The 21,167-nt window shown below is 53.8% G+C and carries 16 protein-coding genes and 1 pseudogene; 10 read left to right on the plus strand and 7 right to left on the minus strand.

Features of this window, described 5'->3' with window-relative positions; genetic code table 11:
• Positions 1 to 103: 103 nt before the first annotated feature.
• From Poly59_RS17330 to Poly59_RS17350, 5 genes are all read left to right on the plus strand, one after another.
• Positions 104 to 625, plus strand: a complete 522-nt coding sequence (locus Poly59_RS17330; RefSeq protein WP_146535401.1) for a sigma-70 family RNA polymerase sigma factor — start codon at positions 104 to 106, stop codon at positions 623 to 625.
• Complete coding sequence (locus Poly59_RS17335) at positions 622 to 1,635, plus strand: hypothetical protein (RefSeq protein WP_146535402.1); 1,014 nt, start codon at positions 622 to 624, stop codon at positions 1,633 to 1,635. The genes Poly59_RS17330 and Poly59_RS17335 overlap by 4 nt, the downstream gene beginning before the upstream one ends.
• A 63-nt stretch (positions 1,636 to 1,698) precedes the next feature.
• Positions 1,699 to 2,370, plus strand: a complete 672-nt coding sequence (locus tag Poly59_RS17340) for a hypothetical protein (RefSeq protein ID WP_246151817.1) — start codon at positions 1,699 to 1,701, stop codon at positions 2,368 to 2,370.
• Positions 2,370 to 4,289, plus strand: coding sequence for a YHYH protein (locus tag Poly59_RS17345; RefSeq protein ID WP_146535403.1), 1,920 nt, complete (start codon positions 2,370 to 2,372; stop codon positions 4,287 to 4,289). Before Poly59_RS17340 ends, Poly59_RS17345 begins: the two co-directional genes overlap by 1 nt.
• A gap of 26 nt (positions 4,290 to 4,315) precedes the next feature.
• On the plus strand, positions 4,316 to 5,698 hold the full coding sequence (locus tag Poly59_RS17350; protein WP_146535404.1) for an outer membrane protein assembly factor BamB family protein: 1,383 nt from the start codon (positions 4,316 to 4,318) through the stop codon (positions 5,696 to 5,698).
• A 113-nt stretch (positions 5,699 to 5,811) separates the two neighbouring features.
• On the opposite strand, the gene Poly59_RS17355 is transcribed toward Poly59_RS17350, so the two are convergent.
• From Poly59_RS17355 to Poly59_RS17375, 5 genes and pseudogenes are all read right to left on the minus strand, one after another.
• Positions 5,812 to 7,350, minus strand: coding sequence for a sulfatase family protein (locus Poly59_RS17355; RefSeq protein ID WP_246151737.1), 1,539 nt, complete (start codon positions 7,348 to 7,350; stop codon positions 5,812 to 5,814).
• 120 nt (positions 7,351 to 7,470) lie between these two features.
• Positions 7,471 to 9,516, minus strand: coding sequence for a S9 family peptidase (locus Poly59_RS17360; protein ID WP_146535405.1), 2,046 nt, complete (start codon positions 9,514 to 9,516; stop codon positions 7,471 to 7,473).
• Positions 9,517 to 9,549: 33 nt separating this feature from the next.
• Positions 9,550 to 12,015 (minus strand): ThuA domain-containing protein, encoded by a 2,466-nt coding sequence (locus Poly59_RS17365; RefSeq protein WP_146535406.1) that lies wholly within the window; start codon positions 12,013 to 12,015, stop codon positions 9,550 to 9,552.
• Positions 12,016 to 12,075: 60 nt separating this feature from the next.
• Entirely contained in the window at positions 12,076 to 14,799 is a 2,724-nt protein-coding gene (locus Poly59_RS17370; RefSeq protein ID WP_186776350.1) for a c-type cytochrome, read from the minus strand.
• A gap of 429 nt (positions 14,800 to 15,228) precedes the next feature.
• Positions 15,229 to 15,592 (minus strand): annotated as a pseudogene (locus tag Poly59_RS17375) (transposase); the annotation flags it as partial.
• Positions 15,593 to 15,726: 134 nt separating this feature from the next.
• On the opposite strand from Poly59_RS17375, the gene Poly59_RS17380 reads away from it, so the two are divergent.
• From Poly59_RS17380 to Poly59_RS17390, 4 genes are all read left to right on the plus strand, one after another.
• A complete protein-coding gene (locus tag Poly59_RS17380; RefSeq protein ID WP_146535408.1) occupies positions 15,727 to 16,098 on the plus strand; it encodes a hypothetical protein in 372 nt (123 codons plus the stop codon).
• Between the two features lie 157 nt (positions 16,099 to 16,255).
• Positions 16,256 to 17,641 carry a DUF1593 domain-containing protein gene (locus Poly59_RS17385; RefSeq protein ID WP_146535409.1) on the plus strand — a complete coding sequence of 462 codons (1,386 nt, stop codon included), beginning with the start codon at positions 16,256 to 16,258 and terminating at the stop codon, positions 17,639 to 17,641.
• A 42-nt stretch (positions 17,642 to 17,683) separates the two neighbouring features.
• On the plus strand, positions 17,684 to 17,839 hold the full coding sequence (locus Poly59_RS30710; RefSeq protein ID WP_390621504.1) for a nucleoside hydrolase-like domain-containing protein: 156 nt from the start codon (positions 17,684 to 17,686) through the stop codon (positions 17,837 to 17,839).
• Between the two features lie 324 nt (positions 17,840 to 18,163).
• Positions 18,164 to 19,156: a DUF6807 domain-containing protein gene (locus Poly59_RS17390; protein WP_146535410.1), complete on the plus strand. Its 993-nt coding sequence runs from the start codon at positions 18,164 to 18,166 to the stop codon at positions 19,154 to 19,156.
• 641 nt (positions 19,157 to 19,797) lie between these two features.
• On the opposite strand, the gene Poly59_RS30715 is transcribed toward Poly59_RS17390, so the two are convergent.
• Positions 19,798 to 20,016 carry a hypothetical protein gene (locus Poly59_RS30715; RefSeq protein ID WP_390621492.1) on the minus strand — a complete coding sequence of 73 codons (219 nt, stop codon included), beginning with the start codon at positions 20,014 to 20,016 and terminating at the stop codon, positions 19,798 to 19,800.
• Positions 19,988 to 20,494, minus strand: a complete 507-nt coding sequence (locus Poly59_RS17400; RefSeq protein WP_146535412.1) for a TIGR02453 family protein — start codon at positions 20,492 to 20,494, stop codon at positions 19,988 to 19,990. The genes Poly59_RS30715 and Poly59_RS17400 overlap by 29 nt, the downstream gene beginning before the upstream one ends.
• Positions 20,495 to 20,750: 256 nt before the next feature.
• Here Poly59_RS17400 and Poly59_RS17405 point away from each other — a divergent pair, with 256 nt between their 5' ends.
• Positions 20,751 to 21,137 (plus strand): hypothetical protein, encoded by a 387-nt coding sequence (locus Poly59_RS17405; RefSeq protein ID WP_146535413.1) that lies wholly within the window; start codon positions 20,751 to 20,753, stop codon positions 21,135 to 21,137.
• The last annotated feature ends 30 nt before the right edge of the window (positions 21,138 to 21,167 follow it).

Genomic DNA, 21,167 nt, shown 5'->3' on the forward strand with positions numbered 1-21,167 from the left:
AGCCTCCTCAGGCCATTTCCGCAGATAATTCCGAGATTCTTGGTCACAAATTAGCTCGCCCGGATAAGTACAGATAGAGAGCACTCTTTCGATGGAAAAACGCGTGGACGAAACAACCCGACAGGCAACTCGGCAATGGACTCTGGCTCAGCCAGCGGTTTCGGCGTTCGTCACGTCGGTTGTACGTGATTTTCGCGATCGCGACGATGTGCTGCAAGATGTCGCCGTGGCAGTGATCGAATCCTTTGACTCCTACGACCCCAACTTTCCTTTTGTTGCCTGGGCGATCGGCGTTGCCCGCAATCAAGTGAGGCTGTATTTGCGGGAACGACGGCGAGACCGGTTGGTGTTCGATGACGATACCGTGGCATCGCTCGCGATTGCCGTTGCGGAAGTAGCACACGAAGAATCGAATCGCATGGAACACCTAGACGACTGCATCCATTCAATCGAAGGCCGGGCGCGTTTGCTGCTTAAACTGCGATACAAGAGTGACATGAAGCCGGCCGCGATCGCAGATCGCGTTGACATGACGGCAAACGCAGTTGCCAAGGCGCTGCAGCGAGTTCGAGACCGGTTGCGCAAGTGTGTCGATCAAAAACACTTGAAGACTGGTGTTTCATGAGTCCCGATATTCAGGATCTGGTCGACGGATATTTCGATGAATCGCTGTCCGACAAACAGTTGCAGCAGCTAAGCCATTGGATCAAGTCCGACCCAAGGCACGCTCGGCAGTTTGCGTCGGCCTTGATGCTGCATGACCGGTTGCGAAATCAGTTCATTGCGAACGACAATCATACGGGCCAAGAACTCGGTGAACCGTGTTTGGTTTCGCAAGCAAAAGCAATCGATCGTCGGTCGCAAATGAAACCAACCATCGTCTGGGCGGCGACGGCGTGCCTCGTGTTGCTATCCACTTTACTTTTCTGGCAAAGCTTGGGAACTTCGACTGCGTCTGCTGCCATCCTTGAACTCAATCGAATCATGGCTGCGAACGACCGTTCGCTTGATCGTACGTTTGCAATCTCGGTCCAGACGACAAGCATTCCTCAACGAGGCCCAGGACGAAATTCGCCAGAGTCCGGACGTCCACCCAAACCTTCTCTCGACCAAGCCATTCTAGACGTGCGTGGATCGGATCAGTTCGTCCTTCAGCGGAAGACCTGGCAAGGCGAACTCTTCGTCACAGGCAGCAATGGCGTCACCAGTTGGGCCGTCCGACCCGACGGGCCCGTTCGATTCAGCAATGATCTGACGCGATTCAACCGAGACGTGCCCGGACACGAATACTCGTTACCGATCAATAACCTTCACGATGGACTCGGGGTTTTGCGCACGACTTACGATTTGAATTTGCTGCCTGCGGAGGTGAGCGAATCAGGTGACGGATCGAATGACGGCCAGACCCGGCGGATGATTGCCGTGAAGAAGCATGGGTACCTGGGGCCCGCTGAAGTCGAAATCACTTATACCGCCTCGAGTGGTCAGATTCGCCAATTGCGATTCGTCGAGATGCCGTACGGGCCTGAAGATGTCACGTTAACAATGACTCTGATCAACGAGCACGCTCTTGCAGCAGACTACTTTGGTCACCAATCCCATCATGACCCCCATCGCATCGTGGAACTTGAGTAAATGAAAAAGAAACAAACCGCGGTTATGACCTTCGGAGTCATCGCTCTCATCTGCGCGGCGTTAATGGCCCAGCACGCATGGCTCGCGCCCGCGTTCAGCCAGACATCTCAAGCCAAAATCGGCAAACCGCGAATCAGCGACACCGTGAAAGCAAACATGTACGCCGACAATTGGTTCGTCTTGTACATCAATGGCGAGTTGACGGCGGTCGACTCGATCAAATTCATGCCGCACAACGTCATCTCGGTCGAAATCCTTCCGGCATATCCGATGACGATTGCAGTGATGGCGAAAGACAACGCGGATGCCACGACCGGGATGGAATACGCCAACACGAATATCGGAGATGCTGGTTTCATTTTGAAGTTTGGTGACGGCACGGTCACCAACGCCAACTGGAAAGCCAAAGCGTTTTCTCGCGGGCCAATGGATCACGACACGAAAAACCCGCAAGTTGAAAATTCTCCAATCCCTGAGGACTGGTACGCGATCGACTTTAACGACAGCTCTTGGGGCAAAGCCAAGGTGTACACACAGCAACAAGTTGGCCCCAAGGAACCGTTCTTTGAGCATGATTTCCAAGGTGCCGAATTCATTTGGACCGATGACATCGAACTCGACAACACGGTCATCTTTCGACATTTCGTGACCACGCCGCCGGATGGAAAATCGCGTCCCGATTTCTCGAACCTCAATGACATCGTTCCCGATTCACCGCCCAGGAAACCACGGTAATGAGAATTCATTGTTTTAAAGAAGTGGCTCCCAAGTTCATGAACACTCATTTCTTTTTCACTGTCGTTTTGCATTTCTTGCTTGTCACAGCGGCATCGAATTTATCGGCGCACGAAGGTGGGCATCTTAACGATTCCAGCTCGGCCAAGACATCGCGAACATGGTCGATCGTTGGGCACAGTGAACACGTGCATGGGTCGTTTGTCTCGGCGACAGGTGACCACGTCCAGATTCGCAAGGACAACGGCGAACTCGCACGCATCGCGATCAATCGCCTGGTTTCTTCCGACCAAGCGTGGGTCAAAAATCGAATGGCAGAGCTGGAAGTTCTGAATCGGCAACAGGGCGTGCAGCTTGTCATGATGAACCAATCGGCCCAGTCCGCCGGGGAAAGCTCAATGACCGCGAATTCAATGCCGACGATGGGACAACACTTCAAGCCCTTCGAGAAACTGCTTCAGCTTCGCTGGGACGACGACTACTTTTACGTTGGATCCAACGGGCTGCCGGAGCACGCAATGATGGTTGGTATTCGCTCGTGGCAGCAACAGGTTCCGATTCCACAGAAGTACCTCGGCGCCAACGCTTGGCGAATTCCGCTGCGCCCGGTGCCAGCGAAGAATCCGATGTCGACCAAGAACGACTTTCTGCGCGGGGCCATCGCGTTGGCGGTCAATGGTGTGCCGATTTTCAATCCGTTGAACAATCGCGGCGACGATGCTTACCTGTTCGGCGAATTGGACGAATACGGTGGTCACTGCGGCCGTGCCGATGACTACCACTACCATATCGCGCCCATTCATCTGGAAGAAAAAACGGGATCGGGCAATCCGATTGCCTACGCATTGGATGGCTATCCGATCTTGGGTTACCAAGACGAGAAGGCGGCTGATTTCGCATTGCTCGACAATCTCGGTGGGCACAAAGATGCGTCAGGCAACTACCACTATCACGCGCAAAAAACTTATCCCTATCTGAATGGTGGTTTCCACGGCGAAGTAACCCAGCGCGGTGGTCAAGTGGATCCGCAACCGCGTGCCGAGCCGGTCCGCCCCGATTTGCGACCACTGCGCGATGCGAAGATCACGGGCTTCAGCAGAATCGACAACCGATTCGAACTGCAGTACGACGTGCTGGGCCGTCAAGGAACCGTCACTTATCTCCTGCACGACAACGGCGGAATTGATTTTACGTTCCAGGAACCGTCCGGAAAAATGCGAACCGAATCCTATCGCAGCAAAATGGGCAAACCATTCTTGCCGCAATCCAACGCATTGGGCGTTAATCTTGATTCAGACGGGAAACCGGTAAAAGCAGTGCCTCGGCTGAGTGTCACCAGTCCGGCGTTTGCGGCAGGCGACGAATTGCCCATCGAATTCACAGGCGATGGTGCCGGCGAATCACCGCCAATTGCTTGGACGAAGGGGCCACCTGGAACACAGTGCTATGCAATCAATCTCTGGCATATCCCCGGATCGGGTGAGGTCAAATCCTATTGGCTACTTCATGGCATCCCGGCAGATGTCACGAGTTTGCCGCAAGATGTTCATGGTGTTGGAACGGCGGGCACGAACGACAAAGGGCAACCGGATTACGACCCGATGAAATCGAAGGGCCCTGGTACCAAGCAATACCACATCACGGTCTATGCGTTGTCGGAATCACCAAACTTCCCCTCCGCAAACGTCACACGCGACGAATTGCTAAAAAGTATCTCAGGAATCACGTTGGCCGAAGGCACATTGGACTTCCAATACACTCGAGATCGAAATCTTTCCGGGATAATCCTTCCCGGCGCGGTACTTATCGTGTTCGCCGCGGTTTCATTGTGGGTCGGTTCCCGCTGGTTCAGCTCTCGAAAGCAAACACGTGCAACTGCCTTTGCTCCCGCACAGACCGATTGCTGTGTGCTTCTCTAGACTTTTCTTTTTCAATGGTTGTGTTTATGTCTCGACGTTTGGCTTTGCTCCTGTTCTTGGCCTCCAGCTTAACACCGTCGTCCCAGGTCTCGTATGCAGACTGGACTCGTTTTCGAGGCCCGAACGGATCCGGTGTCAGCGAATCGGACGCTCCAACCGAATTTGGTGCTGACAAGAATATTGGTTGGAAACTGGAGCTACCTGGACGCGGCATTTCCAGCCCGATCGTGGTTGGCGACAAAGTCTTTGTCACTTGCTATTCCGGCTACGGCATGGGAGACGGTCAAGGAACGCTAGAAGATCTAAAACGTCATCTCGTTTGCGTTGACCGCATATCCGGAAAGACGCTGTGGACCAAAACCGTGAACGCCAAAATGCCGGAAGACGAGTATCGTCCGCCAGGCGTGACAACGCACGGTTACGCAAGTAACACCCCGACGAGCGATGGCACGCTCGTCTATGCGTTCTTTGGAAAGTCGGGGGTCTACGCGTATGACATGGACGGCAACGAAGTTTGGAATCAAAGCGTCGGCGCAGAACCTAGCTTCAAAGGATTCGGTTCGGCGGCAAGTCCGATCGTGTTCGAGGACAGCGTGATCGTGAACGCCGCTGACGAATCGCTAGCGATCGTTTGGTTGGACAAAGCGACCGGAAAAGAGAAGTTTCGTGCCACAGCCGATGGGCTAGGCGAATGTTGGACGACGCCAATCGTCGTTAACGAAGGTGGCATCGATCACGTTATCGTTTCCGTGATCGGCGAAGTTTGGGGATTGAACAACGCCACCGGCAAGCTCGCTTGGTACGCCAACGGAGTCAATTCTCGTAACGCTCAGGTCAGCGCGGTCGCCGGTGATGACGGCATCGTTTACGCGACAGGCGAAGAAGCCATTGCTGTTCGCGTTGGCGGGAAAGACGATGTTTCGGAATCAAACACGGTCTGGGAAGGTCGTGTAAGACCTCGCTATGCCACGCCCGTCGTACTGGACGGACACCTGTACTCGGTGAGTGGATCGGTCTTCGAATGCCTTGATGCCAAGACCGGCGAAAGGGTTTTCCAGGAACGTCTGCCAGGCGCACCCGCGGGCGGTGACGAAGAACGTCGCGGAGGCGGGGAATCAGGCGGTGGTCGTGGTGACCGAGGCTTTGGCGGACCGGATGGTGGCGGCGGTCGACCCGGTGGAGGTGGTGGTGGTGACTATGCATCCCCAGTCGTTGCCAGCGGCAAGATCTATATCACGACCAACGCTGGCATGATTCATGTCGTCGAAGCAAAACCTGAGTACAAGCTGATTACATCGAATGACATGACGTTCGACAAAAGCGGATTCGGTGCCACGCCAGCGATCAGTGATGGCAACCTATTCATACGATCCAACACCCATCTCTACTGCATCGGTTCGGCTGAATAGGAAACGTCCCGAATGTCGAGGTCGTGCCAACGATACGATTGGCCGGTCAGGCAATCGCAGTCAAGTAGGGCCGGTTCCTACCGGCCGAGATTGAGCGTGACCGCCCCTAAGTGCTAACGTGCACTGGGAACAAGCGTGCGAAATGGAGTTCGATTCTTGGGCGCACTACGGCCCGACGCCTTCAGCTTCGCCAGCAAGGCTTGAAGCTCTTTCCGTTTGGCTTCTTTCGTAAAGTACAAGTTGTTCGTTTCACCGGGATCATCGTCCAGGTTGTAAAGCTGGCCCGCTGCGTCAGGAGCTTTCTCTGGGATGGCCCACTCTTGCATGTTTTTCACGTCATAGTTGTTCCCGCCGGACCCTTGGTGATCCAGGTACTTCCATGATCCCTGGCGAATCTGGAACTCGCCGCGAAAGCTCTGCGTCAGCAGGTGCGGCCGAATGGACTGCGATTCATTCTGCTGACCCATCATCACGGGCAACATGTCAAAGCTGTCCGTCGCAGCACTATCCGGCAGCGAGACGCCGACGACCGAAGCCAGCGTTGCGAAGATGTCGGTCGTGTTTGTCATTTGTGCCGACACCTGCCGCGACGGGATGTGTCCTGGCCATCGAGCAATGAAGGGAACGCGGTGCCCGCCTTCCCACGCATCGCGTTTCATTCCCCGCCATCCGTCCGATGGATCGTGCTGATGATCGTGTCGCATCCAATTGACGTGAAGGGTTTCCGCGCCGTTGTCAGAGTTAAACAGCACGAGAGTCTGCTCATCGATCCCAAGTTCTTTGACCAAGTCCAGCACGCGTCCAACCAGCACGTCCAGCTCCCAAATAAAGTCTGCACGAGGCCCTGCTTCGGTTGCTCCATTGAACTCTTCGGCTGGCAAAACCGGCGCGTGTGCGATTTGAGTCGAGAGCACGGCGAAGAAGGGTTTGTCAGGTGTCGCCTGACGATGTTCTGTGATAAAAGCCTTCGTTTTCTCGAAAAACAATAGGTCCGCGTTCATGAAGTCATAGCCCGGTGACATCCATCCGGCATCATTATCCCATCGCCACTTGCCACCGGGATTCGGCAGGCTCTTAGGATCGTGCCGCTGGCTCGCAGGCGTGGCAACCATCCCGTTTTCGATGTAGACGTAAAGTGGATCGGTATTCGGGCAATTGGGGGTTACGAAAGACTCATCGAAACCGCGCGTGTTCGGTCCATCAATCAACGGAGTGCTCTTTTCGTAATCGATCAGCAGCGAATTTTCGAAGCCGCCGCCGAGACGTTTGCCGTCCTTGTCGAACCAACTAAGTCCTACGTGCCACTTGCCGAAAACTCCGGTTCGGTAACCCTCTTGCTGCAGCATTTGAGCAACGGTCAGCGTTCCCGGTTTTAGGTAACTTGGTCCACCGGGCCCCTCGAACGCACCACCACCGCGACCGGTGGAACGAAAGATTTGTTGTCCCGAGAACAAACCGTAACGAGACGGTGAACAAATCGTTGACGGACTATGGGCATCCGTAAACCGAATGCCTTCGGCTGCCATTTGATCTAGTCGCGGAGTCTTGTAGGGAGCTTCGCTGTTGTAACAGGACAGATCGCCAAAACCCAAGTCGTCGGCATAAACGATGATGATGTTGGGATGGTCCGCAGCCTGACAGATGCCATTCATCGCCAAAAGAACGACGATCCAGCACATAAGCTGACCGGTCAGCCAAACTTGTTTTGAAACTCTCGTTTGATCAAACACAGTACTCTCGTTGATAGATTTAGCGGGCAATTGGAAGATTCGCTACCGTGGTCCGGGTGGTAGATTCTCGATCAGATATCGCAGAATCAGCATTCGCACGTGAACGACCGTTCCCGGCCCTTCTCGAAGTCCATGGTCACGGTTCGGGTACACCATGTAATCAAACGGCTTGCCCAGTTCGATCAACCGATCCACGAGCCCTTCGATGATTTGAATGTGCGTGTTCGTTTCGCCGGAACCGGTGACGATCAACAGTTTACCTTTGAGACCCTCGGCAAAGTTAATCGGCGCCGACCGCTCGTATCCATCTGCGTTGACTTCGCGAGTTCGCATGTAGATTTCCTGGAACCACGCGTTGTAGAGCCAGGGTTGTGGCTTGGGCACCACGGCGATGCCAACGTGGTAGACCTCCGGTTTTCGGAACATGGCATTGAGCGTGTTGGAACCACCACCGCTCCAACCCCAGATACCAACTCGGTCCAGATCGACGTACGGTTTCATTTCCGCCAGCTTCTGGATACCGGCAGCCTGTTCTTCGGTGGACAACGGGCCAAGGCTGCCGAAGATCGAACGTCGCCATGCCGCACCTTTGGGTGCCGCCGTGCCACGGTTATCGATGGACACCGTTATGTATCCGTTGTCCGCGACGACACGAAGAAAATCAATCTGCGCGGCACCCCATTTATCGAGAACCGTTTGCAAGTAGGGTTCGCCGTAAACATAGACGAAAACGGGGTACTTCTTCGACTCGTCAAAGTCACGTGGTTTCGTGAGAGATGCATCCATCATCACCCCGTCGCCGATGTCGATCTGTACGAACTCGGTTGGGTGAGTGACCATCTGCTGATATTTCTCACGAAGCTCGCTGTGATCGTCCAGCACGCGAACCACTTTGTGATCAGGCAACTCAACAAGATCCACCACAGGAGGATCGTTCAAAGTCGAATAGGTGTGGGTCGCCCACTTCGCATCGGGTGAAATTGTGTATTCGTGCGTGCCGGGTTGGTCCGCCGGCGTGATACGCTGCAGGGTACCGCTACCATCCAACGGAACTCGGTAGAGATACTTTTGTGTCGCGTTGTCGGGAGAGGCATAGAAGTAGTACCAACCGCCAGCTTCATCGATTTGGGCTCGATCGATCAGATCGAATTCACCTGGGGTGAGCTTCGTTTCGGTCTTTCCATCGCGGGAGAGCAACCACGCGTGTCGCCACCCGTCCTTCTCGCTAATGAAGACGAAGGCTTCGCCATCGCGAATCCACTCGGCGCCCGAGTTGATACCGTGGCTGCCAACGGCCCAGGCATCATTGACCTCGCTGTAAATGCGATTGAGTGTTCCGTTAACCGAAGCGATCCAGAATTCGCGTTTGTCACGGAAACGACTCATCGTTTCTACCAACAATTCATCGGAATCGCTGATCCAATCGACCTGTCCCAGATAAAAGCCTTCGTCAGGAACATCGATTGGCAGCCAACGGACTATTCCTCCGCCAGCGGCGGTCACGCCAACACGAAGTGATGCCAACGTTCCGCCGACTCTGGCAAACCGATGCTGTGCGACACCGGGGTAAGACGGATCGCCCGGAACTAGAACCGATCGTTGTTTGACGTCGGTGTTATCAACTTCCACAAACGATACGTAATTTCCACTCGGACTCCAACGCAGGTCGCGATACGAGATATCGCGATCGCCGACGTCTTCGGTCAATTGGACTTTCTTGTCACCATCGACATCGTGCACAAAGACTTTGCGATTACGTATTTTCACAACATGCTTACCGTCGGGTGACAGTAGGCTTGTCGTATCGGTGTCCTCGACAACGCTGCGAGTTCCCGAGTTGGCATCGTAGAGAGCGACAACGGGCTTGTGTGTCTTCGAATCAGTTTCGCGAAGCTTGTACCCAGAGCTGTCCGGAAGCCACTCGGGTTCAACGTTCGGAACGCGAAACTCGTTGCGATCGTAAATCGCGCGCAGCCTCTCGGCGGATTCGTCCTGCCAGTTCAGATCCTGGCCCCGAACTTCGGTGAACCAGGCGCAGTTCAGCGCAAAGGCTGCAAAGAAAATGACGTGCTTTAAGATCGGTTTCATTGTGACTGCACCAAAAGTGAATGGTCGAACTGCCTACTTGTAGAACGCCGGCTTCCGCGGCTGCACGCCCAGTTTCTCGTAGTTGAATCCACCGGCAAGCGGCTTGTACTCGCCAACGAATTCGACCGATCGGTTGGCATCGATGTCCGCTTCCCTGCCGAGTCCCCAGTACACAGCGTTCACCGTTAGCCGCCGAACGCCTTCGTTGGCGAAGTCTTCAGCTGATCCCATTGTGAAGTGAAAGATTCTTGAGGACCGATCCAGATTGCCCTTCCAGGTTTTCGTCCAAGCGATCGGCAGTGGTTCTTTCTTTGTATTTGGCGGTGCGCCCGGCTGCAGGTTGACCAGCGGTTGTCCAAGAACCAGTGCCGTGCAGTCTTCAGGAAACGGATGCTTGTCTGTGTGGCAGCGGTAAACGTCGGACGTGCCCCAGATCTCGTCGACGCCCGTCAGAATTGGATGTGTCTGCTGATCGTCAACCAGGATGCCCAGCGTGGACTCACGATGCCAACCGCCGTGATGCCCCGAGAATGCACCGCCAAGAAGTTCTCGTAAGCCGACGGTACGATTGTCGACCACGTAATCTTTCCCAAGCTGAAAGCCGTGATTGGCGGTGCGCAGCGCTATGATCGGTTTTCCCGAATCAAAGTAGTCATGAAAGTGCTTCATTTGGTCGTCCGGCAAATGCATGAACCGAGACATCCAAATCAAACAGTCGGCGTCTGAGAGTTTTTCGAGACCAGGAATCGAGTGACGCTTTTCCTTATCTTTGAACGGGGCCGGCAGCGTGGGGTCAACCTCGCCGTTCTCGTTGACGGAAAACAGAACCGTGCAATCGAATCCATGACGCTTGGCAAGCACCTTGGCCAACATTGGCATCGACTGTTCGCTACGGTATTCCTGTTCAGCAGCGATCAGAACGACATGCTTTCCTTTTCCAGGGCCATCGCCACCCTTGAAATGCAACCACGGTTTCGACTGACCTGAATCTTCAGAAGGAAGCTTCTGTTCTGAATCAGTCTTGGGGATTTCGTTCAGCGTGTAGTACGCATTCGCGTGCAGCAATTTGTCGTCATCGCTGGACCGCATGTCAGGCAAGAAGAAATCATGCACATGACCTTGAACCAATCCATCCACTTCGATCACCACACTCATGGCATCCTCGGCCACACTGACCGCCGACACTTTGGGTTCGGTCTGATCGACTTCCGGACTGCCGTAGGCTTGCCGATACATGTGGGTGAATGTTTTTAGTTGATAAGTCTGCGGCTGCGCAGCGATGTCGCGATCGACAGGCTTTGTAAACGCCATCTCGAAACCTTGCGGCTTTGCCTTGATCTCTTTGATCTCGAACGGCATCAACCCGGTCCAGTCGAGTCGCTGGATGGCATAGGCTTTCGGTCCTCGAACCGGCCAGCCACGATTGGTTCCTCCGGCGATCAGACTTCCGTCCGGAGTGAACTGAACGGCCAGCAGTCCAGTATCGAATCCTTCGCGAAATGGATAACACGCACCTTGCCAGACACCGTTGACTTTTTCGGTCGTCGCCCGCATGACGACTCCTAAACTAAAGTCGCCGATGAAGATCTGATTGGAAAACGGCCCAAACTTTCCGCCGGTACGATCGACTTGAAAACCAGAAATCGAACGGCCCATCCTGATATAAGGAAAGACGACTGCGTACGGCACAAGCTGTTCGACTCTTTTGCGTTCGACCTCCAACCGTGAGGGCGTGTTTGGCTGTACCGGAACTGGTCCCATTTCAGGTGCTAGTTCGTACCAATTGAAACTGATTGGATGGCCCATGAACCCACCTGGCTCTAACACTTTCAAACTGCACGATCCGTTCCACGGACCCTGGCTCTCTGCATAGAACATCACGCCATGTTCGTTGGGGCCGACGCCGCAGGGGCTGCGAATGCCGCTGCATATGGGAATCACTTTGCCTTCGGGAGTGATCTTCAAGCACCAACCGCGAAACGGTTCGTCGGAGTGATAAGACTTCGTCAAGCAAAGTGCGACCCATACGTTCCCATCGGCATCCGGCTTGGAACCGAAAGCAAACTCGTGGTAGTTCCCAAATCCCCAGGCATCGCTGATCGTGTCGAACTGGTCGGCTCGTTCGTCGCCATCGACATCTGTGATTCGGCTCACTTCGGCTTGCTGAGTGACGATGAAAGAACCGTCGCGATAGGCGAGCCCGAAAATTTCGTCGAGACCTTCGGCGAACTTGTGGAATTTCGGTTCCGGGTGTTCGTCAAACACACCATCGGCGACGAAGATGTCACCGCGCCGAGTCGCGATTGCCAACGACTTCTTGTCAGGCATGACTTCAAAGCTGCCCGCTTCGATCGCAAGCTCCTTCGGCAGCGGAACGTCGACCAGTTCGTAGTATGCGGACTCTTCTTCACCGGTTCCCCAGTACTCACCGAGCGGCTGAGTCTGAGGAGCACACGCAAACGTGATCGCGGCCATCGTCTTTATTAAAATCGTGAACATGTTCGTCTTGGGTGTAGGCAATCTGTCGTGGAGGCAAGCGTTTACGAGGCCGTTACGCAGTCATTCCCAGAGGTATTCGATCACGATTTCCTGGGTCTGCCGCGGGGCAAGCTTCAACGGCAGATAAAGAAAACCACCGTCAGCGATTTCGGGCACCTGCCCCGAGACAACTTTGATCGTGAGTCCTTTGCCGACTTGATAACTGGCGCCAGTTTCGCCTTTGATCTTATCACTGTTGGTGTTCTCACTTTTGGCCAAGCGAAACCGAAGCTGGTCGCGTTCTTCTGACGACGTCAACGTGACTCGCCGTCGCAACTGCATCTGCCCCGATGTGTCGTCTTTGAATTCACTGAAGTAATCTTCGACGGAAATCGATCCGAACTCGTATCGCATCGTTGGCCGGCGCTGCTTGTCTAGGGAATAGCCATTGAACTGATGGGTCGACGGCCGGCGGTTATCGGTAATTATCGGTTTCGTTCCATCAAACAATTCGGGCCCCTTAGCCAATTGGATGGCCGGCCCCATCGCGCGAACATTGCCGCTGCCTTGTCCATACCACGCCGCAGCTGGATCGACGAACTTGCCTTTCCAAATCGTGGCCAGTCGCATTTGCTGTGCGTCGTAAGCCAAATTCACTCCGCCCGGATAGCCAACGCCAATGCCGCGTTTGCCGATCTCCGGATACTGGCGTCGCAACATTCTCGCTTCGTTGGTGACAACAATTTCCAGCGGCTCTTTGATGACACCCGCTGGAGCCCTAGCCTGTCGACCTTCCAACAAGTATTGCCAGATGGTTTCGATTTGATCTTCGGGGGCACCGGCGATGTCCGACCGGAGCGCGACCCCGCCGGGCCAGTACGAAGGCATGACCGTGTTAGGACTGAACTTTTGGGGAGCCAGCATGTATTGGTAGAACCAATCTTTCTTGAGCCGCTGTGCCATCTCCGTCAGATCGACCGCAGGCATCGTGTCGGACAACTTGTACTGGTACGTGTGGCAGGCAGCGCAATTAAGCCCCTGATCGCCAACCAACTTCAGCCCAAGTTTTCGGCTCTCATTCGGATCACCTGCAGTGGCAAAATTCGTTTCGGAGAGTTTGTCCGATGCTTGAAACAGTTCAACCAAATGTGCGACGTTCTGTTCGCCATACTGCGGCATTCGGGTTTTCATGTACGGGCGAATCGATCGTCCATTCACCAAAACATCACGCATCCATTTCGGATTCAACTTGGCGCCGACACCAGAAAGCGGCGGCGGGATTCTCCCCTGTTCGCCAAGATTCAAGTTGGTAGTTTGGAAATGTGCACGGCGTTGTTCGCTGACTCCGCCAAGGTTGTCACGACTATGGCATGCGGTACAGCGTAACGACACCAATGTGAACTCGATCGTCTGCTGAGCATCCAACGCGCTAAGTCCGCTGCTAAGTCCCGCCTTGATGTTATTGGTTTCAGCTTCCGTCAGACCAAAGTCTGGCCAATTACCTGGTTCACTCGCCAGACAACCTTTGCTGACGTTCACGTCCGACAGTTTCGCAAAACGAGCCGATGAGCCAATTGAGTCGACAATATCCGCGTGGCATTTGGCACAATCAAGCTTCGCGAAGAGTTGCTTTCCTTTGTCGGCAAGCTTTGCGTCAACGACCCACGGTTTCCCCAATACGGATGTCAACATTTCGTCATTCTGAAGCAAGTAGCTGGCAAGAACGCTCGCTTCGCGATGAGTTAACTGCATGTTTGGCATCCGGCCCGAAGGTCGCGCCGCCTGCGGATCTTCCAGGAATGCGATAAGCGCTTGCGAACTGTATTTCGTTCGGATCTCTCCCATCGGAACGGAATCATTTAGCGGTTGCTCGACAGCGGTTTCGTCACGCGGTGAATGACAGGCAACACATCCGACGGAATGGAAAACGTTGCGGCCGCTTTCGATCGAATCGTGATCAACCTCGCCTGCTTCGTCACGAACCCGATCGCCAGAGACCGATAACAGGAAGTGAACGATCGCTTCGGCGGACTCGATTCGTTCCGTTTGATCCATCTGCCCCATCAGCGAGGGCATGCTGGTTCCAGGTTTGGTCTGATGTGGATCCGCAATGAACTGAGCCAAGTATTGTGGACTCAGTCGTTGTGCGGACCACTTGAGGTTGGGGCCATGATGAACGGCCGGCAAAGAATGAATTGAAGACGACTCGTGACACGCCACACAGTTGCGTTCTCGGATTAGTACCAGTCCTTTCATTTTAGATGTGAGTTCTCGCGTCGGAGCCGCTTGAACTTGAGATGTTGCTTTGGCAGGCCCGCGTTCTTTGACGTCGATGACGTACCGCAATAGATCAAGGAATTGCTGCCGACCGCTCAATTGGTCCGCTAGCCCGCTAGGCATGATGGAAACTTTGCCAGGATTCGTTTCGGCAATGTTCGTGCGAGGGATCGTATGCAACTTGTCGATATTCTGGCCATCTCGCAGTACGACGGTGCTGTCATCCTGACTAACGACAAGACCCCTGAGAACTCGGCCGTCCATAGTCAGCACACTTAGCGTTTCATAGCCCTTTGAAATCGCCTTGGATGGATCCAACATCGATTCAACGAGCGACGCGTCAGTGACTTCCTTTCCTAATTCGCTGAGGATCGGGGCAAGGCGATCCTTCTCAGCCGCCGGTTGATGACACTTGGCGCAATTGATGTTCTCGCGGCGAAATAGAATGGCTCCGCGAACAATGTCCCCCGACTCACGTGCCTCGAGAACCAGTTGTTCGGGAGCTTCCTTTTTCAATTGCTGTGTCAATGTCTGCGCCTCGACGCAACTCAAAACAGAACAGAACACGAACAACACAAGGACGAGTCGATAACAGAACCACACTATATTAAATCTCCAGTACAACATCTCCGAACACCTTTCTTTTCGATCAATCCGCATGCTTCGATTGGCTGACAATGGTGTCACGAAACTCGTGCTCCGATTCCGATCGACGCTGCTTGGCATTCTCGGGCATTTTCTCTGCGATGTTTCACGACTCGCCCATGTCGTTTTTCAGGTCGTAGAGTTCGATTGAGTCGCCATCATAGTACTTGATCCAATTGCAATTGACCTGCAACGCGAATCGGCACCAGCTTGGGCGAAAAAAACATGCTACATCTGGCCGAGCGAGCCGAATCTCTGGAGGGGCATCGCAATCACGCATCCGCTGGCGACATCGACAGCATGACTTCGCTCCTTCGACACTGTGAGCGTTCGACAGAGCACCGCGATCGGCCACCGGTCGCGATGCTTTTCAATGAACTTGAGCCTCACTTGCTTTCTTCGGCAAAGAACGCCGTCGCTTTTTTTAAAATGTCGCGTTTCATCTTGAGTTGTCGGTTCTCCTCACGGAGCCTTTTCAACTCGGCCTCGACCGACTGGCTGCCAGCCGAGGCGTCCGGAAAGGTCCCTTCACCATCGAAGGACTTCTTCTATTACGGAGCATCGTTTCACGCATGTTCAAGTCTTTGGCGACGGCTGCGTACCACAGCCCTTGTTCAATGACCTTCTTGACGGCAGCCAGTTTGAATTCTCTGCTGAATGTTCCACGCTTGTCCATGAATCGGATCTCCTTCCAGAAAAGTCTGACATCTCTCCATCCACTGTCAACTTTTCGTGGACAATTTCCGTGATTTTAAGCCACTTCTGGATCAACTGTCACGTGCACTCTCGCGGCCACAAAATGCGAGACGCTTGATCCTCTTCTTTGCAGCTGCCATCGTCGTCGTCGGAGATCGAGCCGTCTCGGGCGTGATTCGGTTGTCCGTGCTTGCCAAGTCAGTGAATCCGTCGGCCTATCATCGGCTTTTCTCGTACCGGCGTTGGTCATCGCGAAAACGTGCCTGTGTCATCGGCAGATTCGTGGTCGATCGTTTCTGTCCCTGGGGCATTGCCAAGTGGTTGGCGATGAAGTCGTCAACGGGCATCGTGGCAAGAACGTTTACGGCAAAGCTCGGCATCGCGTTGCTCGATGAATACGACAATCTCGTCAGCGCGAATCGAGGCATTAGTAACTCAGAAGATCTGTCCCAACCGAGTTGCGGCGGACAAGTTGTTCGTCAATGATCGTCTAGGCATTATATTGATCGTCCCGGCGGAACCACCATCTCGCAGCGGAAGATGGACTTCGAGGCCGAATTCCAGCAACATGCGGACTGGTGTGTTAGTCCGTAAACGCAAGCAACTTTTTTGAGTTTCCTTTTTCTGGTTAGACATGTCTTTGATGCACAAACCATTTATGTCAGTGGCTTCGTTCTTGCTGTTTATCGCGATCGCCGTGAGTTCACAAGCCGCTTCTCCAAAGCCACGTATGGTGGTTCTGACCGATGTGTCGACTTGGGAAACGGATGACAGTGAGTCGCTAGTGCGATTGATGGCTCATGCGGACTTGCTCGAGATCGAAGGTCTCGTTTTCACAACCGGCTGGAGCCTGGACAAGGTCCGTGATGACTTCATCGACTTGATCCATGACGCGGTGGACGCATACGAAAAGGATTTGCCAAATCTTCAAAGGCGATCAGAGCAAACGGAGTTTCTGGCGGACGAGTCGCGACAGGAAATCGGCTATTGGCCGAGCCCCAAGTCGCTTCGCGATGTTACGGTTTTTGGCAGTCGGAAGCGTGGCGCAGAGCATGTGGGCGACGGGAATGATTCGCCTGGAAGTGAGTTGATCATCAAGCTCGCTGACGAAGACGACGAACGCCCGCTTTGGATCACGGTGTGGGGCGGTGGCAATACGCTCGCGCAGGCCGTCTGGCGAGTCAAGCAAGATCGAAGTGAAGAGGAGTTGAAGACGTTCTTACACAAGCTCCGTGTATACACGATCACCGATCAAGACCGCGACCAAAAAATACCGTTCTCAGATAGCTCGCACCAGTGGCTCAGGCGTGAGTTCGCGAAGGATCTGTTTTTCATCTGGGACGAGTGCGCGTGGAAATATCAAAATGGAACCGGCAAGAAGAATTGGCAGGAGTACAAAACGCATATCCAGAACCATGGTCACTTGGGCAGCGTTTATCCGAAGTACAAGTACGGCGTCGAAGGCGACACACCCGCGTTCTTGCACTTGCTGCCGATCGGTCTCAATGATCCCAGCGTCGCCGGGCAAGGTAGTTGGGGCGGCTACTTTGTCTGGGGTGTTGGTGAGGATGGCGAGACGTCCTGCTATACGAATTTCAAGGGGGAAGCAAACAAAACTTGCTACTTGCTCGAAACTCATTTTTATCCAGCAACATTCAACAACTTTGCCGCACGCATGGACTGGGCCAAAGACGGAAGCGGCAATCGCAATCCGACCCTTGTTATCGACGAGAATCTAGATGTTGAATTTCTCACCATGAAGCCACGGCAAGGCAAGACGGTCACGCTGGACGCATCCCAATCGTTTGACCCCGATGGAAACGAATTGAGTTTCAATTGGTGGGTATTGTCGCAAGCGGGTACGTGTGGTTCAAACATCAAGATCGAGAATAGTGATTCGAGTGTTGCATTGATCAATGTGCCGAAAAATTCAGCGGGAGAGAGCTTTCACGTGATCTGCGAAGTCACCGATGACGGAGTTCCAAGTCTCACTAGCTACCGCAGAATCATTTTCGAGCCCATTAAATAAGAAACCGCGATTCACCAGCCGAACTAGGCGTCGCCGGAACGTATCCACTCGATTGTTAACGCGTGCGGCGAAGTTCAGCAGAACGTCTTGTTGCACGAGCCCGACTATCCGACCACAGGGTCGGTACTTGCAGTCGTACGTCAAGGCAAGCCCAAGTGCGGTGTAAATGCGGTGGGCGACGGACAGGATTCGCCGTGATCAGAACTGCTGATCGCGGCGGTCGTGACGTGATAGCCGTGGTCACTCATACTTACGCGATACAAACGAGCTATCGTGGATGTGACAGAGTGACCTTGCACCAAGTATGATCTTGGTTGGCGATTCAAGTGTGTTTCAGAGTCCACATTCCCACGAAGTTACGTCAGCTAGACGGCGCGACTTTGAAACAGATTTCCAGCGATTCGCCGACTCGATGTCGCCACCGTCGCTAGACGGTGGATGTGCCGCGATTTCAACGCTCTGGCGAGCGTAGCGACGCGATAGTGGCGTTTTTCAGTTAGCCCAATAACCAAGATACCCAACATGACTGCTCGAATTTTCGTTGTACTGATGTCCTTCGCCATATTAATTGGCATGAATCGCTCGGCGTTTGCGGATGGGTTTTCAATTTCGTGTGAGGAGTCGCAGGTTGCGATTAAATACGACGGCAAGCTTGTCACTAAGTATCACTACCGAGACGCTGAGGCGAGGAAGCCTTACTTTTGGCCAGTGATCGGACCAACCGGCAAGTCGATGACGCGGGCGTTTCCGATGGAGAATGTCGAGGGTGAGCAGCATGACCATCCTCACCATCGAGGCGTTTGGTTCGGTCACCAAGGTGTCGGAGGAACAGATGTTTGGTTAGAGGCCGCATCAAAGAATCTCAAAGGCGAAAAGCAACAAGAGTTCTTGGCGAGCTTGGGCACCATCACTCACACCGCGTTCACGGAAATCTCGGCCAACCAAGATCACGCCGTGATTCGCTCAACAAACGACTACTTGGATTCGGCTGGCAAGCAACTCTTGGGTGATGAGCGAGCGATGGTCTTTCAAATGATCAACGGTCAACTCGTACTCGATTTTGACATTGCGCTGATTGGCGAGTACGGCGACATCGAACTGCAAGACATGAAAGACGCTGGGTTGAATGTTCGTGTTCCGACATCGATGTCGCTCACCGACGGCAAAGGCCACATACTCAATAGTGCTGGAGATCGCGATGGTGATACGTGGTCAAAAGCGGCTGATTGGGTCGATTACCACGGCCCCGTCGACGGCGAACATCTTGGAGTCGCGTTTTTGAACCATCCGTCGAGCTTCCGTCATCCGACCCGCTGGCATGTGCGCGACTACGGGTTATTCACGGCGAATGCATTTGGGCCGAAAAGCTTACACGAAAGTGCTGAATCTGGCACATTCACGATGAAAACTGGCGATAGTGTCTTCCTGCGCCATCGCATTATCTTCCACGAAGGTGATTCCGAGGCAGCCGGAATCGCAAACGCCTACAAGACATATGCGGCCTCGAAACGTTAAAGCATCGATTCAGATTATTCGTACGGCTTGCGTTTCAATCGCTGCTTGGCAATCTGAGGCGATTGAGAGATATCGACTACTACTGAATGACATCTACATGATGCAAAGCAATTCACTTTTCGCTGTTCTCGAAACTTTGTGCTGTGCGACACTCTTCGAAGCCACTTCCGCTTTGTGGGCAGTGTGACCTGACGCCGCCGCGCTACTGGCCTGTGCCGAAGCTATTGCCGGCGTTCGTTTTCGTCGAGTTTGTGAAGCTATTGGAAAAGAATGTCATTGTAAGCGTCGTTCCAACTTCGGAAAGAGACGATCGAATGATAGATAAGTCGCTCCCCGTACAGGTCTCTCTTCATTACAAACTTGAAAAGTACTCTCTCGTTAAAGTTCAGAGATAGCTTGTGTTTGCATGTTACCCGTCCCGTTCGGCCTCTTGCCGATCGCGTGTAACGGGTTCTGTCTTTGGCACGCTTGAAAGTTCTCTGGTTCGAACGTCACACCCGATCGCGAGGGCGGTCGTGTGTGAACCTGACCGGTCGCCGCGGGATCGACGACTGGGCTGCCGTGGTGTCGAGCGGCCGAGAAACGGTTCGGATTGTTCTTAGGATGCCGGGGGGAACGCGTTAGTACATTCGCGTTGGTCGCTAAACGGATTTTCGATTCGGTGATTTGCGTCCAGTTTCGATCGCTTCGGTTCCGAAGATGATCAGATCCGTCGCAGCCTTGCTGAGCTTGACAATCTCGTCGACGATACTGCCGCTTAGCCATGCCGCTTTGGGCTGAGGCTCGTGCAGTGTGAAACTTTTGAGCTTGATGTACTCGGCCAATGCGTGTTCACGTTGATCGGAGTACCCACGCGGCATCGACTGTAACCTTTCCTCCGACATGAATTCGTAACCTACTTTGTCCAGCTTCTTGGCGATCTTGGAAAATCGGTTTGGGCTGCTCGAATATTTGATTGCGGATGAGGTTGACGACTTTGGTTTCCAGTTGATGAAACCCTGCCGCGATGAACCCGCCGCTTTCGCTCAACTGGGCATAGACGACCGCGGCTGCCACGGACTTGATTCCCGATTCGGTCAACAAACCACTGACGTAGGTGTTGTAGGGCGCCTTGTTCTTCGAAAAGCGAACATCTCGGTTCATCCGAAACATCGTTTGCTTTCCGCCTTGAACGGGAAACTTCGATCGCTTTAGCTTCAATGTCGCGGCTTCGAGCATTTCAGCGAAAGGCTCCTGCAAAGATTCCCTCACTTCATCGCGATGCACGTCAAACCAGGTTTTACTGTTGTCCTTCTTCAGTCCCTTCAATAGATCAAACGACTTTTCAGTAAATTTCATGCGAGTGATCCTGGTTGCTCTTTTGAAAAAATTGGCTCATCTGACGAAAGCGTATTCGAAAGCAAATCTTTAATGAGCCGTTCAGAATCGTATGAACATGTTAACCGTGACCACCTTCGCAGCAGGTCTTACAAATCCGATGGCACTTGTTGAATTGCAACTTGCCGCGACTATCAATCAAGCTTCCACCGCAGGCCCGACACGCGGTCTCTTTCGGACACGACGGCTTTTGATCAGGAGTTTCGATCATTGGCGAATGATTGTCTCGCCAGGAAAACAATTGGTGCTCTTTTACTCGGCGGAACGCCGCATCCGACCCGGTGCCGCCCCACCACGGCCCACCGCCGGCCGATTGCCGCGACTGACTCGAATCATGGCCCTGGCCATCCACTTCGACCGAGCCCTATTAACCGGCCGATTCCAATCCCAAGCCGACCTCGCCCGAGCCGGCCAAGTCACCCGCGCCCGCCTAACTCAAATTCTCAACCTCACTTGCCTCGCCCCCGACATCCAAGAACAGCTTCTACACCTGCCGGCCTACACCGAAGGGCGAGCCCCTCTCGCCGAACGCGACGTCCGCCCCATTGCGGCTGAACCCAATTGGACCAAGCAAAGATCGTGGTTCGCCAAGCATTCAACTTAAAGATCTTTGAGTCTCTGATCGGCCCCTGCC

The organism is Rubripirellula reticaptiva, assembly GCF_007860175.1.
Classification (GTDB): Bacteria; Planctomycetota; Planctomycetia; order Pirellulales; family Pirellulaceae; genus Rubripirellula; species Rubripirellula reticaptiva.